This is a genomic window from Acinetobacter higginsii, assembly GCF_000369525.1.
GTDB classification, from domain to species: Bacteria; Pseudomonadota; Gammaproteobacteria; order Pseudomonadales; family Moraxellaceae; genus Acinetobacter; species Acinetobacter higginsii.
Genome location: NZ_KB850072.1, coordinates 2,039,071 through 2,054,677, shown reverse-complemented (window position 1 = coordinate 2,054,677; position 15,607 = coordinate 2,039,071). Strand labels below are relative to the sequence as shown.

Below are 15,607 nucleotides of genomic sequence, written 5' to 3'. Positions count from 1 at the left end.
ATATGTGGTGGATGGCATTAATTCAGGCAATTAAAGAGAAAGTTGATGGCGCTAAAAACACAATTAATAACGCTACAACACTTCGTAATCAAGCCGAAACAACTGAGGCGCAAGGCCGTGTTGAAGCACAAAGCATTTTAAACCAAGGGCAGAAGATGCAAAGCAGTGCGCGAGCAGCAGCCGCAGAAAATGGCGTAAATGTGGATGTAGGCAGTGCCGCTGCTATTCAGGATCAGATTGCAGGTGATTCAGCCGCAAATGCTTATATCACCAAATCACAGGCAAACTATGCAGCAAGTCAAATGCGAGCAGAAGCAAGTGATTCTCTTGATCGTACTTTCAGTGATTTAGGGCCGTTAAAGGGTCTAGCTAAAAAGGGATGGAAATAATGAAGATACCTGTTAGCCAAGGCGTAATGACTGGAACAACTCAAAGAGTAGGTGATGCAGCTAATCCGGGTGGATATCGTCCAGATAATGCCGCTATGGGCGTGTTTTCTGCAATCATGGGTAGACAGCAACAAGTCTGGCAAAAAGAACGCGCCCAAGAAGAAAACAGCGCAAAGCTTCAGCTTGATGATGTACTAACCACTGACTTTAGCAACAAGGTTACTGATCTTAAAAACCAAGTTGGCAACGGTGCATTATCAGCAGAGCAAGCCAATCAGGATTTAACAACATGGTCTAATGAGCGTTATTCTCAACTTGAGGAGGGGTTGCCGCAACATGCCAAGCCGCAATTAAAAAACTATTGGGCGCAATCAGTAAACAACCAGCGCGGTGCATTCTTCCCACTGCAATTAAAAGCAGATGAGCAAAAAGGTGTAGAGCTGGTCGATAGAGCCTTTGGCATTTCTACACGACTGCCTACACAAGAGCGCGAAACATACTTTAAAACTTATCTGGATAATGCGCCTATCTCCGAAGCTGATAAGTCGCAATATATGCAAAAGCTGCGTACAGAGTCTAATAAAATTGATATTGAGGGCCGTATTACATCAGCAATCAACTCTAACAATATCGAAGATTTAAACGCATTAACAACTGACTTAGATAAGGGTGCATACGGCTATCTAAGTGGTGGTCAAGCTCAAGATTATAAGGCGTCAATCTCAAGCAAGATTCACACACTGCAAAGCCGCCAACAGATTGAAGAGAACAAGCGCGTTACTGAGTCGAACAAGGTATTCACAGACTTTAAACAAGCGGTTTTAACTGGTCGAAACCTTGATCCTTCTTTTGTAGATAATGTTCGTACGGCGGTTAGTGGCACAGCGAACCAAGCTGATTTCGATTTCTATGTTGGTCATTCTGGAAACTTTCAAAAGTTTTCAAAGTTAAGCACAACTGAGCAATTAAAAATGCTCAATGATCAAAAGGCGTTATTAAAAAACACCTCATCAGCTGATCCAGTACGCGAAGAAAAAGTCTTGAATGTCTATCAATCAATTTATGACGAAAAAATAAAATTAGCCAAGGATAACCCAAGTCAAATCTTGGCTGAAAATGGCATTCAATTACCCGAAATTAATACAAGTTTAATTAAGGTGAATCCACAAGGCTTAGCAAAGAATCTGGTCACAGTCGGGACATATCAGCTAGCAATGAAAAAGGATGATGCAAACATTGCAATCAAGCCGATTTCTACTGATCAACTACCACAAGCAATTGAGGATTTTGATAAATCCAGTGCAGACCAGAAGCTTAATTTTATTAGCAATCTTTTAGGCCAAGCCAAGGGCATCACTGGTGGTAAGCAAATCTGGCAAGAGACTTTAAAGCAGCTTGGCGGTGGCTCATTAAATTATGTAAAAGCAGGCACGGCGCGCCTTAATGACTTTCGTTCTACTGAAGGGCGTGAGCTCGCTACTTCAATTATTTCAGGAACACAGTTATTAAAAAATAAGCAATTCACAATGCCGAAAGAAGCCGACTTGAGGGCTGCATTTAATGATTATGTTGGGCAGACAATTACGGGAACAAGCGCAAATGATGCTTACGAAGTTTTTAAAGCTGTCTACGCAGACACCATGTTTGCTCGCGGTGCATCTCATGCTAAGGCCGATGATGTGCCAAACAGCGAAATCACCAAGTTTGCACTTGGTTTTACAACTGGGGGGATTTATGACCAAGATGGCAGCTTTGACAACTACATGAGAGGTAAATATCAAGCATGGAAAGTTACCAAGCCATACGGCATGACAGATCAAGCTTTTGAGGCGCGGCTTGAAAAAGGCTACGCAACAATCGCGCAGCAAACAGGGTTAAAGGTTGCTTATCTAAAACAATTACGCTTAAAGCAAACTAAGAATCCAAACCAACAGACAGGTGAGATTCAATATGACCTTGTCGATCTTCAAGAAAAACCACTGATCTCAAATAACGCTGTATGGCGTATCAAATTTGCAGGGGTAACCAAATAATGAGCTGGTTAGATACTTTTTCAGATGATGAGCAGCAATCTATTGAAGAGCTGCGAAATAAAGGCATTACAGGCAAACCGACACAACAACAGAAAGAGGTTGGTTTATTCGCTGGTGCGGCGGATTCTCCAATTCGTGGTGCTGGTGTTGGCTTTATCAAAGTCGCAGATACACTCGCTAAGCCGCTGGATTTTGCAGGGGATGCGGTTAGCTATGCAGTAGATTACGCACAAGGCAATGATTTGCCGTCGTTCTCTGACTATCGACAAAAGGCTGTACAGCAGCGTGATGAACTTGTGTTCCAGTCCATTGAAGCATTGGAAAACAAGGAGAATACAGGGCTTGTAGGAAATATTGGCGTAGCGCTTGGTGATTACCTATGGCGCGGTGTGGCTGGTGGTATCGCTGGCGGTGTCGGTGGTGCGGCAGTACTCACAGGTGGTTCGACGGGTAACTATCAATACAACAAACAGCGCCGCGATGGGGTGGATAGCTACACGGCTTTGCAAGTTGCTGGCGTAAATGCAGTTGGTGATGCAGTGGCAACCGCATTACCTCTAAGCTATGGTTTTAAAGGGGCTGGCGGTATTGTAAAAGATGGTGTGCTGTCTATCGGTGGGGCTACGGGTTTGCTTGCTGGTATGCAATTTACAAGCGGCGAAGTGCTGAAAGATGCGGGCTATGAAAAAGAGGCTAAGCAATTTGAAGTAACCAAGGAAACAGTACTAACAGACTTGATTCTTAACTCAGTTATGTTTGGCGCTGCAAGGGGTATTCAATACCGTAACAGCAAATTATCAGAAGATATTAATGCAGAAGTGCAAAGAATTTCGAATGATCCAGAAGCACGTTCGGATGTGATAAATGAAACCTTGGTCCGCAATGAGATGGATTTCGATAATTCCGTTTCGCCAGTACACACAGCTGATCCAATACAACAAAATCAACACATCCAGAATCTTGATATTGCAACTCAGCAAGTTCAAATGGGCCAGCCTGTTAATGTGCCTAACAATCCAGCAGGCACACCAAGACAGCGTACAGTTGATTTTGAAACCTCAGCTCTTCCAAGTAATGCAAAAACAATTGCACGTAAAGCTCAAGCCGATGGTGTAGACCCAGTTGTAGCGCTCACAATCGCACAATTAGAAAGTAACTTTAGCCACACTGCACAGCCCCCTATTGGTAAAAATGGTAAGAGGTTGTCAAGTGCTTATGGTTTATTCCAGCCACTTGATGGGACTTGGAAAAGTCTAGGTGGTGGTGATAAGAATAATATTGATGAGCAAATCCGAATAGGTTTAAAGCACATCAAACAGGCCAACGGCTATATTAAACAACAGTTAGGTCGTGCACCTGTCGCACATGAGCAATACCTTGGTCATCTACTTGGACCAGCTGGTGCAGTAAAGGTTTTGAGTGCTGATCCTAAAGCCAAGCTGATAGACATTGTTAGCCAGTACGATAAAAAAAATGCCGCAGACATTGTAAACAATAACGGCATGGCAGGGATGACCGTTGAACAGGCCGTGGATAAATGGCGCAGAAAATGGAATACAGTAAGTTCAAAATACGGCGGTGAAAATAGAACAACTGCTACTGGAACGGATGGTTCAAGCTATGATTTTACTTATGAGATTAAAGATTTAAATGACCTTATTACCTCTAATGATGCGCTTTATGCTGTCAATCCCCGATATCCAGCCGAACTACAACCACGCGACAGAACACGCGAAGCATCACGCCAACAGATTGAAAGTATGGCTGATGATTTAAGACCAGATTGGTTGGGTGAATCTCCAAGGCTTTCGGATGGTGCGCCAATCGTTGGACTAGACAACGTTGTAGAGTCTGGCAATGGTCGTACACTTGCTTTAAATAAAGCTTATGCAGATGGTAAAGCTGAAGTATACCGCCGCTATGTGAATGATTTTGCGAATACTCGAGAATGGGATATTTCAGGAATTAATAATCCTGTTTTAGTCCGTACGCGGCTAAGTGATGTAGATCGTGCAAGCTTCGCAAGGCTTGCAAATGAAAGTGATGTGGCGCAAATGAGCGCTTCTGAGCGCGCAAAAAGTGATGTAAGTCGCTTGCCAGATGCAGGCTTATTGCGCCTAAATTCTGACGGCAATATCAACCTTGATGGGAGCATGGATTATGTACGTGCTTTCGTGGACCAGTTGCCACAGTCGGAGCGTGGTGCAGCAATTACGCCTGAAGGTAGACTATCCCAAGAAGGCAAGAATCGCATTGAGACAGCACTCACCAGCCAAGCGTACGGTGACTCAAATCTAGTTGCTCGACTATCTGAGAATATTGGCGAAGAGGGAAAAACTGTACTGAACGCGCTTTTACGTTCTGCACCCCGTTTGTCGCAACTGGCAAGCTTGGTGAATCAAGGTGGTCGCCATGCAAATACAATTGCAAAGGACCTAGCTCAAGCAGCACAAAAGCTTAGTGATTTAAAAGCAAATGGCTTGCGTGTTGATGATTACCTAAGCCAAGGTCAGTTAATTGATGATGGTTTATCACCAGGTGCAAGAGAGTTTTTACAAGTATTCGACCAGAACAATAGAAGCTCGAAAGCGATTAATGATTACATCAAGAATAAAATTGATGAAGTGGACGCAATGGGTGATCCGCGCCAAGGCTCTTTATTTGGAGACACACCAGATGATATAGCTTTTATGAATGTGCTGAACGATAACCCTAATCAAATGGTTCCCGTAAAGCGCATTACTGAAGAAGGCGTGGAAGTAGAAACAGAAATCCCATTACATCAGCTTGTGTCGGAACTGGAAATGGAAGCAAGACAAGCCGAGTTAGACAATACAGCAACACAAGCGGCAATTAGCTGTGCATTACAGTTTGGAGAATAATGAATGAAACAGCAATGCATTCAAGCGGTAGCGCAGGCATTAGGCAAAGCAACATTAAACCAGCAAGAAATCCGCAATATTGAACAGCGCGTGATTGAAGCTAAAAAGAATATTGCGCGTAAAGATCGGGCACGTTGGCACAATTTAAGTGATGCTGAAAAACTACGTGAAGCAGCCGCGCAAGTTGCCATTGATATAAAGGCCCAGCTGCAACGCAAGAAAGAAATAGCCGTGAGTGATGTTCTAACTCAGAATAAAAATATTGCTGCACTAGATCACCCGACATTATCAGCAAGTGAGGTTGTAGACCGTATGGTTGCAGCACACGGCGATATGTCTGGCGTTCAATCTGTAAGCTCTAAGGCCAGATCAATAGCAGCAATTTACCGTGGTGAGTTAGTTGATTTTTTCACAAATGTTAAAGGCGGTTTGGGGTTATTTGTAGATCAAAATTTAGTGCGTAACGTTGTGCAAGAGCGTTTTGGTCAAAGTTCTGGTGATGCTCTTGCGAAAAAAATATCTGACAAGATGGGTGATGTTTTTGAAGGAATGCGTCAACGGTTCAATCGCAACGGCGGCGACATTGGAAAGCTAGATGATTGGGGGATTCCGCAAACTCATAGCGCTGAAAAAATGGCGGTAGCAGGGAAGCAACAATGGGTGGATGATGCAACCCAAAGTATTGATCGTAACAAGTACGTCAATGAGGATGGTTCGCTCTATACAGATGATCAAGTGAGAGATTTATTAAATTATGCCTTTGATACGATTGTTACTGACGGCGCTAATAAAACCCAAGTTGGAAAGGCTTCACATCAAGGCACATCAAAAACAACTAACAAACATAGTGAAAGCCGTGTTTTGCATTTTAAAGATGCTGACACATGGATGGACTATCAAGGCAAATATGGCGGTATGCAATTTACAGACTTAATTGAGGCGCATATCACATCAATGTCAAAAGACATTGCCATGGTCGAATCGCTGGGAAGTAACCCTAGAATGGCTATGAAAGTGCTTTCTGATGCAGCAAAGCACAAAGACACAGCTAACGGAATTTTGGCAAGTGATGCTGATAAGAGTTTAAAACGTGCTGCAATGATGTTTGATGAGTTTGCCAATGGCAATACACCGCAATCTCAAGTGCTAGCAAATCTCGGGCTTGCATATCGCTCTATCAATGTGGCAGCTATGCTTGGCGGCACAACTATAACTTCTATTACAGATCAAGCAATGATTGCTAAAACGGCTTCAGTGCATGGCATTTCATACTGGAAAACCTTTGGCGAGTTGGTCACACAATTTAACCCGAAAAATAAAGAAGATAGAGAGCTAGCACGAAGCTTAGGTTTAGCAACTGAAGAAATGCTGGGCTCTATTAACCGCTGGTCTGACGATGGACTGACTTCGGTTTACGGAAAATCAGAAAAAATAGCTAAGGTTTCAAATGGCATAGCAGCTCAAGTCATGAGAATTTCACTTTTGAATGCTTTAACTGCTGCATCAAAAACGGGTTTTTCTAAAATTTTAATGTCCAAATATGGCGAGCTTAGCCGATCAAAAGCATGGAATGATTTAGATATTCGAGATCGGGAGGTCATGGAAGCCACAGGGTTAAGCGAACGTGCATGGGAGGTGATGCGTCTTGCTGTTCCAGTGGTTGATCCGAAAGGAAACAAGCTTATGTCAGCCAGATCAATTTATGAAATACCAGATAGCAAGCTGGTTGCTTTTGGTGATCCTAAAAAAGTGCGTGACGAAGTGGCAACACAGTTCCAGACCCACATTTTAGATGAACAAGGCATGGCAGTTGTTGAAGCTGGGTTGCGAGAACGCACATGGCTTACAGCTGGTACAAAGAAAGGTACAGCAATGGGAGAAATCTGGCGTTCAATGACTCAATTTAAGTCATTCCCAGCGGCGTTCCTTATGCGTCATGGTAGCCGTACAATGGCACAAGATGGGCTGAAAGGAAAAGCGGCCTATGGAATGTCGTTATTCTTTATGACTACAATCCTCGGTGCTTTGGTTGTACAGCTCAAAGAATTGGCAAATGGTAATGATCCTCAAGTTATGTGGGATAGTGACAACCAAAGCAACACGACTAAGTTTTTTACTCGCTCAGTTGTACAAGGTGGTGGCTTGTCGGTTCTAGGGGATATTGTTGCGGCTGGTGTAGACCCAACTGGAAAAGGTGTGGCTAATTTTCTGACTGGCCCAGCTGGCGGTGATGCACAAACCGCCTTAGGCTTGACTGTGGGAAATCTAAATCAGTGGTATGACGGTAAAGACACAAATGCAGCAAACGAAGCTTTCAAGGTGATTAAGAATAAAGTTCCAGCACAAAATTTATGGTACACAAAAGCCGCTGTAAACAAGTTATTCTTTGACGAAATCCAAGATAGTATCGCACCGGGTTACAGAGAGAAACTTTTAAGAAAAGCACAACGACAACAAGGGCGCACCCAATGGTGGGGAGATGATATTGACGATATCCAAGCGCCAGATTTTGAAAGGGTTGTTCAATAATAAATAACACTCAACCCACCAATACCTAAGCCTTTGCATTATTAAAAATTATGCGAGGGCTTTTTTATGCGTGATGATCAAGCGGAACGAATTAAGAAACTATCCGAAAAAATAGCGGACGACATGATTGGAACCGCAGGCGTAGCCTTAAAAATCGGCACAGAAAGTAAAGTAGAGCGTGGCGATAAAGGGTTTATGTACAAGATTGTGAAAGACCAAGCCGCTGTAATGGCAGCACTTGAGCGCATTATCGCAATCAAGGAGGGTAAGACTTTACCAATCAGCGCTACACCAGAAACCCAAGAAAAACACGAACAGAATTTAATTAGAAAGGCCGAAGAAGAAGCCGCGAAACTGGCAGCTAAATACAGTTAATGACTAAACCAAAGATAAGCTTTTTAGCATTTTTTATTCTTTGGGCAGAACTGCAAGGCTGGAAAGTACCAGGCTTTCACGTTCAAGTTTGTATCTTCCTAGAGAAATTCTATTTGAATGGGCGCACAGCATTGCTCATGATGCCGCGTGGACATTCTAAATCCACAATTCTGGATGTGTTTAATGCTTGGGTGATTTATTGCTGGCCTAGTACTCAAATCTTACATCAAGGCACAACCGATGCAGATGCATACAAAAGCAGTAAAGGAACCCGTGATGTTTTGCTTCGTCATCCATTGTGTGCAAATAACCATGCAGTTGCGATCAAACAAGGAGAGGTTGAGCGCTGGTTTGTAAATGGAACAAAGGACGTGCGTTACGGCACAATGTTGGCGAAAGGCATCTTGTCGGGTGTAACAGGCCACCGTGCACACCTTATTGAAAACGACGATGTAGAGACACCGCAAACAACATCAAATCCAGAGCAACGCGAGAAGCTTCCGAAGAAGCTTAGCGAACAAACACACATTGCAATACCGGGTGGCAGAAAGCTATGGATTGGTACACCTCATACATACGACTCCCTTTATGAAAAAATCAAAAAAGAAAGGGGTGTGGTTAAGTTTATTTTAAAAATGTTTGAGCATGAGCGCCGCATAGAGAACGGTGTAGCTGGTCAAATTGTTAATTTAGATTTTGAACCGATTCATTCATTTTGCGGAATTGGAATTGGATCCAAGTACCTTGAAAAAGGCGTCCATTATTTATGTAAAAAGATTGGTGATCAATGGCAAGTTACGTTGCTTGAAGATCACTACATCACAGACTTTTATTCAGAAGGTATTTGGTCTGAACGTTTCACAAAAGAGGAAATGGAGTTTAGGCGCGGAGAGTGTAAAACCCTAAATGAATGGGATTCACAGTATCAAATGCATGCTAAACCTGTTGGGGATGTGCGTTTAGACCCTGACAAAATTATCCCTTATGACTGTGAACCAGTGCTGAAACGAGCAAACAAAGAATATGTTTTAACTCTTGGCGACCGCCGACTTGTAGGCGCATCGTTCCGATGGGACCCATCTTCAGGCAAGCTCAAATCCGACATATCATCCACGGCGCTTATTTTCCATGATGAATATGGCAATAAGTACTGGCATAGAGCAATTCCGCTTACTGGCCCTGTAACAGTTACCAATGAAGGTGGGGAGATTGTAGGTGGTCAAGTTTGGCAGCTTTGCGACATTATCGAAGAATTTAAACTACCAAAAGTTGTTATCGAGACAAACGGGATCGGCGGCTTTGCGCCTGATTCGCTGAAAGGAGCATTGAAGAAACGCCGTATTAGATGTGTGGTAGAAGAAAAACACAGCACAGAGAATAAGAATAAGCGAATTTTAGAGGGTATCGAGTCGCCTTTGTTATCGGGCATGTTGTGGGCACATGTATCTGTTCTTTGGGTTGAGAAAGAAGGTGGGGAGACAGAGGACACGGCGCAAGTAAAACAGATGCGTGAATGGAATCCAGCTATATCGAGTCAACCAGATGACTATTTGGACTCGCTTTCTGGTGCAATTGTATCCGCACCTGAGCGCGTAGGTAAGATACACAACGGAATAGAATCTATTGAGTCACCTAATTGGAGGCCAGACAGTGGCGTTTTTGAAGCCACTTTGGATTTTAATTAGGAGTGGCCCAATGTCAGTGCCAGAACAGATACCGTTCAAGGAATATATAGCTAATGGAACTACCACTGTATTTCCATTGAATTTTTTGTGTGAAAAACAAAGTGATTTATTGGTAACTGTGAATGATGATTCGCTATACGGCTCATGGTCGCTTGTAGATAATTCAGTGGTCTTTTTGGTCGCACCATTAAATAATTACGTGGTAAGAATTTTAAGAAACACCAAGACAGAAAGAACTACTGAATATCAAACATTTAATAATAGTTTTAAGCCAGATGCAGTAAATAATGATTTTGATAATATTTGGTTAAAACTTCAAGAACTTGGGGTGACTGATTGGCTTGCTGATCTAAAAATCACAAAAGAGATTTTAGAAAGAATTGCTGCTGATTTGTATTTTGATCATTTAAGTCAAGCTAGAGATGATGCATTACGCGCATATATAGAAGCTCTTGTGCGCCGCAATAATGACGGTAAGTTCTATTTAAGTGACCAATACATCACTATTAAAGAATTTCTAAGCTCAACAGTAACAACGCTCAAAGATGCATTAATCGCCGGACTTTTAACGAATAAGATTATTGAGATTCGTGAACCTACAGCAATCAGCCTTGTTAGCAATTCAGAAGTACAAACATTTTTAGCAAAAATGGAAAATCTAATTGTTAGTGCGCCCACGACAATAAACATCCCGACATCGACATATACTTTTAATTCAGATTACATTGCTAAATACACAAAAGACCATGCTTTATTAACTGTCAAAGGTGCAGACCCGATTCAAGCGACTATCAATAGTGTTGTTAGTGCTAATGGAGGGGATGGAGTGTGGAATGTGACCTATGCATTAGCTGATGCAAGTAATGTAAGCGTTGGCGATTATCTTAAAATAGATAAAGTTATATGCGGAGCTACTTGGTTTGAAGCCCTTCCAATTCGTAAAGCACAATTGGGGGAGTTAGCAGTTGGCTTTAATAAGATGGGTAATGCTTCTGTTTCAGGCACAACTATTACATTAAGCGGTACAAGCGATAATGCACGTCCAAGTAATTGGTTGGATATTGGCGATTTAATTCACTACAAAGGTCAAACTAGAGCAGTAGTATCAGTTGACGACACACTAAGAACCATCACAATTGCTTCTGCATTTGAATCAGGGTCGGGTAGCGATGATTTCGATGCCGACGCTAATCGATACCAATGGTGGTATTTCACCAAGGCAAGCTCGGGCAGTATTAGTATTTCAAATGGTGTTGTAACAGGCATAGGTACAGTATTTTTAAGCGATGTGAATTTAGGGGATGTGTTGCTTTTTAATGGTTGTATGGCTCAAGTAACCGCAATAAACAGTGATACATCTCTAACAATCGATGTAACAACACATAATCTTTCAAATCTAAAATATACAGCTTTAAAAGTCTCAATGATTCAACATGAAGGGACTTGGAAAGTATTAGCTAAAGCAGGGAATAACGTCACAGTACGTCTTAAAAATTGGAATATGTATCAAGCAGAGGTTCGGGATTCTTTAGGGAACATCACTACTCCATATTTCAAAGGATATGCACCACCAATTAAGGGTTGGTTGGGTGCTACTGTAAAAGTAATGAAAACCGTATTGAAGCAGAACAATCCGTCAGGCAGCGGTTTGATTGGCGAGCAAGATGGAAATATCAAACTACTAGACAACCTTGTAATTGAAGGTGGTTCGGGCGGAACGGGCTTATTGCTAAAAGGTACTAATGCAGGATACGAAGCAATACAGTCTAGATTAATTTGCGGTCAGAACTTTTCAGTGACCGGTTTTAATAATTGTGCTTGGGGTTTTAATGGCTCACATCTACATGCACCTTATGCACACTTCATTGGTTCTACTTCACACGCATTAAACTTTGGCGACGGTGGTTCCGGGTATCTTCGAGGCTCAATTGTTGCTGGATCAAATGGCATTGGACTTATGCTGTCAGGTAATTATTGCAGATTATCTGAAGTACGCTTGATTGGTAATAGACTTCAGGGAATGCGTACTGATTCGGGGGCCGGGTTTTATTGTGATTCTGGTTTTGCTTATGGTAACGCAAGTCATGGTTTGATGATTGTTAACAACTCTGGTGGGCAATTCGCTGACGGCTTCACAATTTCTAATGGTGGAAATGGCATTAATACTCAAAATGGTGGTAGTGGCCGTTATTCTCGAAATTTAACAGCTTGTAATAAAAACCACCAAATGTCATTTACTGGCTCAATGGTTGAAGCAGGTCAGGCTTGGGCAACTGGAGCAAAAGCGGGGCGTTCTGGAATTGTGGTAAGTGCATCACAGGCTTATTTATTCGCAGCCTGTACTACAGGTAATTCCGTAATTGGACTTTATGCTTTAGATAATGCACACATTTCTACACGAAATTGCTATGCATCCAAGAATGGAACAAATGGTGTAAATATTCAAAACCTCTCAACTGTTGTAGCAAACGGCTCTTACACTGAAGGTAACTATGGACCGAATAACGTAGTCATTGCAACTGGCAGTTCGGGTAATGGTTTCGGATCCGGGCAATCAGCTCAAGTAAATGGCGCAATTGCAACAACATATACAACTCTTGCGAACGGTGGGGTAATCACATATCAAAAGAATGCGGCTTACGGTTATGTATTCGGTGAAATAGAGGTTTTTGGCTCTTCAGTAAATGCAATTGCAGGCAAGGCTTATTTGCGAGCGGGCTCAAGCGCGAGCACTTCTAAAATAAGTGGGCATGCAAATTTTTCAGTGACTACAGGGGTGCTAGATGGATCAAACGGAACCCCAGGTAATTTAATTGTATCAACGCATACAGATGGCAATATCTATGTTGCAAATCAAACAGGCGGCGCTGTAACTATCTCAACATTACTGAAGGGGAACATCCTGTGAAGTACGAAGATTTTACTATCCTTTCTGAATATATTCAGGATTTAGGCACAAGAAAACAGAAGATCTGTTGGATCACTGACGGCCTTGCGGAATACCAAGTGATATGCGGATTAGATGAAGACCCTATTTTGATCTATATTGAAGCCAATCAATAATACCCAATCAACCCGAACTAACCCTGATTTTTAATAGAGTCAGGGTTTTTTATTACTATTAAATTGAGGTTGTTATGCAAGAGAACGCTATCCCGTGGGTGTTAAAGATTTTTCCAGCAGTTATTGGGGCAATATTGGCGCTGGTATTAAGTGGCGATATTGATAAGAACGGTAAGATTCAGGTTTCGGCTGGGGTAATTACAAAGTTTGTGTGTAGTGTCACAGTGAGCTTGTATGGTGGATCGGCTTTTATAGAGCATCAAGGCTATTTGAGCACATCAACAATGTTTCAAGGCTTCATCATGCTGATGTTTGCAGTGTTCGGCTTGTTGTTCATTGGTATTGCTTATCAGTCTATTGCTTTATTGAAAGGGAAAACACTATCTGAAGTTATTGCAGAGGTTAAATCTGCATTTGTTGCCATTATCAGCGGAAAAGGTGGAAACCATGAATCGTAAACCATTTTTTGATGCTGCTCGCGTATTGGCTGGCGGTAAACTTACACAAGCTCAAGTTGACCAGTTAAACAAGGCCGCAGATGATCTTGTGACTAGATCAAGCATGACAACCAGCCAAATAGGTATTAACCTAATTACCAGTTTTGAAGATTTAAGATTGAATGCCTATGACGATGGGGTTGGTGTTTGGACCATTGGCAAAGGTACAACAGTTTATCCAAACGGCGTCAAAGTCAAAAAGGGCGATGTGTGCACTATGGAACAAGCTAAGACATTTTTTGCACATGATTTAAAGCGCTTTGAAAATGCCGTTAACAGTGCTTTAACTGTTGTGGTGAATCAAAACCAGTTTGATGCTCTTGTATCACTGGCCTATAACATCGGCGAGAAAGCTTTTAAAACTTCAACATTGGTTAAAAAGCTGAATGCTGGTGATTATTCGGGAGCCGCTGATCAGTTTAAAGTTTGGAATATTGGTGGAGGCAGGGTTTTAAAAGGCTTGGTTCACCGCCGTGCAGCGGAGGCTGAATTATTTCTAAAAAAGTAACATTCAATTGTAAGCGCTCATTATCTACTTTGATTCTGAGCGTTTTTATTGCTTGTGTTTTGCCCAGCTGCGCAGCCCACACCATTAAAACAAATGTCAGTATCTCGGTTTGCTTGCAGTGTGTACAGCATTAGCAAGCTCACTCCCTCACAACCTCAACGCCTTTCAGCTTTCTTCCAAGCGTCACTAAAAATCTATTGGCTTCTCTTTTTTCTAAAAACTTTTTTGCATCATCTTTGGTATCTAAAAAGACATACTGCTGAGTTACCATTGCATTGATATCTGAATAGTCTTGATAATCTTCAAAAAGTGATTGCTGTATATGCAAATATTGCTTGCCTTTCTTTATGTAGAAGTAGCGCATTTTAGAATCTCCAAAAAGTAGAAGCCCAATGAGGGCTTTTATCTACCGTGTACATAAGTGTGTACATATTTGGATTTCAGTATGTTTTAATTTTTTATAAAGCATTGATATTTAATCCATAAACATCTAAACACTAGGGGTTTTAGCATAAATATTGGCCTGAATCCATAGGTTACCGCGAATATATTGTCCAATGTTAAAGTTTTTATACAATTCATTCTTGGTTGCAATACGAATCAAGATTGCAGGTAAATCATCTTCTAATACCAGTGTCACATCATAAAGGGTATATTGTTCTTGCATAAACTGCATAGAAGTTTTGCCGACAATATTACCTTGGAACCAAGCCTCATCTTCTTGACCTAATGTTTCACCAAATAAGTAAGCTACCATTTTAGAAAAGTCGACAGTGACAGGTTCTTGATCTTCTGGTGTTTTTGGTTGCCAGTCATTAATCAATTCTTGTAAATTATCTGGGGCAATTCCATTATGCTCTGTCAAAATCGCATTTAATGCGCGGTGATGCTTAATTGAAGCAGGGTCATCAACAATGATTTTCTCATCAGCCGAAACCGTTTCTAATTCATATGCCCAAGCATTAAATTGAACTTGATAGGTTTGATTCTTGTCATATTGACAGCTATTTACACTGAATAAATTATCGAATGCATAAATAATGGTATTTTTATTTAAGTTCAAACGTAATACTGCCTGAGTTGAAGAATCGCAGGTAATAATTCGCTCGATTTGTGCATCATATTTATATGGGCTATCAAAACTTGGAAATGCTGTTTTCAATGCACGAGGTTTTTGATCTTCAACCGCAATAATTTGATTAATCGAAACAGCTTCGCCACTCGGACCCTGAATCAACCAGAATGATTGATCCATCTCATGCTCGTCCTGACAGAGGCCCATCGGCATTACTGGTGCATCAAGAGCCAATCCTAACCATTTGGGAACATCTGTTTCGGGAGTATCTGTCAGTAAGTTCCAATGCTCGACATGATTACCGAAATTTTGATCTTGAATTTTAATGATTTCTGGACTGTTTTGATTTTTCATAAAGCGTAATGCTAAAAAGATTGAACTTACTCTATTAAATCGAGGGTAACTGTCATATTTCAAGTCTGAATCTGTAATTCTCTACAATTAATTTAATTTTTAGCTCGAAATATCAATATGCTGCTTCAGTGTGTCGGCCCAGAATTAGCGATGTGAATAGTTAGATGATCTTAATTCTACTTTTCCAGTAATCTGTTACACTATATTTTTTTACTTT

12 protein-coding genes are annotated in these 15,607 nt (G+C 41.5%); 10 read left to right on the top strand and 2 right to left on the bottom strand.

Annotated elements, in window-relative coordinates; genetic code table 11:
- Positions 1-2: 2 nt before the first annotated feature.
- The 10 genes from F902_RS15815 to F902_RS15775 all read left to right on the top strand — a co-directional run bounded on the left by F902_RS15815 (position 3) and on the right by F902_RS15775 (position 13,961).
- Positions 3-389 (top strand): hypothetical protein, encoded by a 387-nt coding sequence (locus F902_RS15815; protein WP_005204952.1) that lies wholly within the window; start codon positions 3-5, stop codon positions 387-389.
- Positions 389-2,422, top strand: a complete 2,034-nt coding sequence (locus tag F902_RS15810; protein WP_005204950.1) for a response regulator — start codon at positions 389-391, stop codon at positions 2,420-2,422. Before F902_RS15815 ends, F902_RS15810 begins: the two co-directional genes overlap by 1 nt.
- Complete coding sequence (locus F902_RS15805; RefSeq protein WP_005204948.1) at positions 2,422-5,304, top strand: transglycosylase SLT domain-containing protein; 2,883 nt, start codon at positions 2,422-2,424, stop codon at positions 5,302-5,304. The genes F902_RS15810 and F902_RS15805 overlap by 1 nt, the downstream gene beginning before the upstream one ends.
- Before the next feature lie 3 nt (positions 5,305-5,307).
- Positions 5,308-7,833: a hypothetical protein gene (locus tag F902_RS15800; RefSeq protein ID WP_005204946.1), complete on the top strand. Its 2,526-nt coding sequence runs from the start codon at positions 5,308-5,310 to the stop codon at positions 7,831-7,833.
- Between the two features lie 66 nt (positions 7,834-7,899).
- The gene (locus F902_RS15795) at positions 7,900-8,208 is read left to right on the top strand and encodes a hypothetical protein (protein WP_005204945.1); all 309 of its coding nucleotides are present in this window, start codon (positions 7,900-7,902) and stop codon (positions 8,206-8,208) included.
- Entirely contained in the window at positions 8,208-9,893 is a 1,686-nt protein-coding gene (gene terL / locus F902_RS15790) for a phage terminase large subunit (protein WP_005204944.1), read from the top strand. The genes F902_RS15795 and terL overlap by 1 nt, the downstream gene beginning before the upstream one ends.
- A gap of 10 nt (positions 9,894-9,903) precedes the next feature.
- The gene (locus F902_RS15785; RefSeq protein WP_005204942.1) at positions 9,904-12,801 is read left to right on the top strand and encodes an autotransporter outer membrane beta-barrel domain-containing protein; all 2,898 of its coding nucleotides are present in this window, start codon (positions 9,904-9,906) and stop codon (positions 12,799-12,801) included.
- Positions 12,798-12,956, top strand: a complete 159-nt coding sequence (locus F902_RS22710) for a hypothetical protein (protein ID WP_171067757.1) — start codon at positions 12,798-12,800, stop codon at positions 12,954-12,956. Before F902_RS15785 ends, F902_RS22710 begins: the two co-directional genes overlap by 4 nt.
- A gap of 74 nt (positions 12,957-13,030) precedes the next feature.
- Positions 13,031-13,414, top strand: a complete 384-nt coding sequence (locus F902_RS15780) for a hypothetical protein (RefSeq protein WP_005204940.1) — start codon at positions 13,031-13,033, stop codon at positions 13,412-13,414.
- The gene (locus F902_RS15775; RefSeq protein WP_017402108.1) at positions 13,404-13,961 is read left to right on the top strand and encodes a lysozyme; all 558 of its coding nucleotides are present in this window, start codon (positions 13,404-13,406) and stop codon (positions 13,959-13,961) included. Before F902_RS15780 ends, F902_RS15775 begins: the two co-directional genes overlap by 11 nt.
- A 139-nt stretch (positions 13,962-14,100) precedes the next feature.
- Here the strand turns inward: F902_RS15775 and F902_RS15770 are convergent, their stop codons facing one another.
- On the bottom strand, positions 14,101-14,325 hold the full coding sequence (locus F902_RS15770; protein ID WP_005204934.1) for a hypothetical protein: 225 nt from the start codon (positions 14,323-14,325) through the stop codon (positions 14,101-14,103).
- 126 nt (positions 14,326-14,451) lie between these two features.
- Positions 14,452-15,390 (bottom strand): hypothetical protein, encoded by a 939-nt coding sequence (locus F902_RS15765; RefSeq protein ID WP_005204932.1) that lies wholly within the window; start codon positions 15,388-15,390, stop codon positions 14,452-14,454.
- Positions 15,391-15,607 lie beyond the last annotated feature (217 nt).